The 1,534-nt window shown below is 70.7% G+C and carries 2 protein-coding genes; both read left to right on the top strand.

Going from position 1 to position 1,534, the window contains the following annotated elements; translation table 11 throughout:
• The coding region (locus tag B551_RS18015; RefSeq protein WP_043441002.1) for a DUF3459 domain-containing protein at positions 1 to 233 on the top strand (233 nt) is incomplete at its 5' end.
• A gap of 112 nt (positions 234 to 345) precedes the next feature.
• Positions 346 to 1,534: malto-oligosyltrehalose synthase (gene treY, locus B551_RS18010; protein WP_023264709.1), on the top strand; the 1,189-nt coding region annotated here is incomplete at its 3' end.

The raw sequence follows: 1,534 nt of genomic DNA, 5'->3' as shown, positions 1-1,534 counted from the left end.
GCGACGCGGCGGTGCGCGCCAGCTGGCGCCTGGGCGACGGCGCGCTGCTGACGCTGTGGGCCAATCTCGGCGACGCCGTCGTTTCCTGCGGCGACGCGCCGCAAGGCGAGCTGCTGGCCGAGAGCGAGCCCGGCGCCGCCCGTCTGCTCGAAGCGGGCACGCTGCCCGCCGGCGCCACGGTCGCCTATCTGCAATCCGGGCAGCAGCAACCATCCGTCAATACCACCGGCTGAACGCCGCACGCTTGCCACCATGTCGTCAGCCCCAGCCAACGCGTCACACCCCGGCGGTGCTCACCCGGCCCCGCACACTGTCGATGATGCTGCCGACCGCGGCAGCACCATCGTGCCGCGCGCCACCGCAAGGCTGCAGCTGCATGCCGGCTTCACCTTCGCCGACGCCGAGCGCCAGGTCGACTATCTGGCCTCGCTCGGTGTCAGCCATCTGTACCTGTCGCCGATCTTCGCGGCCAAGCCCGGCTCGACGCACGGCTACGACGTGACCGACTTCCAGCAGATCAACCCCGAGCTCGGCGGCGACGCCGGCTTCCGGGCGCTGGCCGGACGCGCGCGCGCGGCGGGGCTCGGCGTGATCATCGATATCGTGCCCAACCATATGGCGGCCAGCTCGACCCACAACCGCTGGTGGGCCGACGTGCTGGCGCGCGGCGCGGAGAGTCCCTACGCCGGACACTTCGATATCGACTGGCATTCGCCCGACCCCGAACTGCATGGCAAGGTATTGCTGCCGATCCTTGGGCGCCCGTATTGGGAGACGCTGCAGGCGGGCGAGATCGCCGTCCGCAGCGACGGGCAGCGTCATTGGCTGCAGTACGGCGAGCACGAGGTACCGTTGTCCGACGAGTCGATGGCCGCGTTCGACGCCAGCGGCGACAGCAGCAGCGGCAACGGCAGCGGCTTCGATACGGCGACGCCCGGCGGCCTCGAGCGGCTGCACGCGCTGCTCGAGCAGCAGAACTACCGGCTCGCCTGGTGGCGCACCGCGGCGGACGAACTGAACTGGCGGCGCTTCTTCGAGGTCAGCGAGCTCGTCGCGGTGCGGGTCGAGCAGCCGCAGGTGTTCGACGACGTGCACGCGCTGGTGCTGCGGCTCGCGCGCGATGGCCTGATCGACGGCGTGCGCGTCGATCATGTCGATGGCCTGGCCGACCCCGGCGGCTATTGCCAGCAACTGCGCGGGCACCTGAATGCCGCGATGGCGGCGCGCGGCGCACGGCCCTGGATCGTGATCGAGAAGATCCTGGCCGAGCACGAGACGCTGCGCACCGAATGGCAGATCGACGGCACCACCGGCTACGACTTCATGGACGAGGTCGGCGCGGTGCTGCACGACGGCGCCGGTGAAACGGCACTGACCACGCTGTGGCAGCAGGTCAGCGGCGACAGCCGGGAATACGGCGATCAGGTGCGCGAGGCGCGCCGCCATCTGCTGTCGCGCTTCCTCGTCACCGAATTCGAAGGTGCCTGCCGTCGTCTGCACGCGTGCGCCCGCGCCGAGCCCGCCACGCGCGACC

The sequence above is a fragment of the Cupriavidus sp. HPC(L) genome, from assembly GCF_000307735.3.
GTDB lineage: Bacteria > Pseudomonadota > Gammaproteobacteria > Burkholderiales > Burkholderiaceae > Cupriavidus.
Note: the sequence above shows the minus strand (reverse complement) of the source record. Positions and strands in the feature narration are given on the sequence as shown.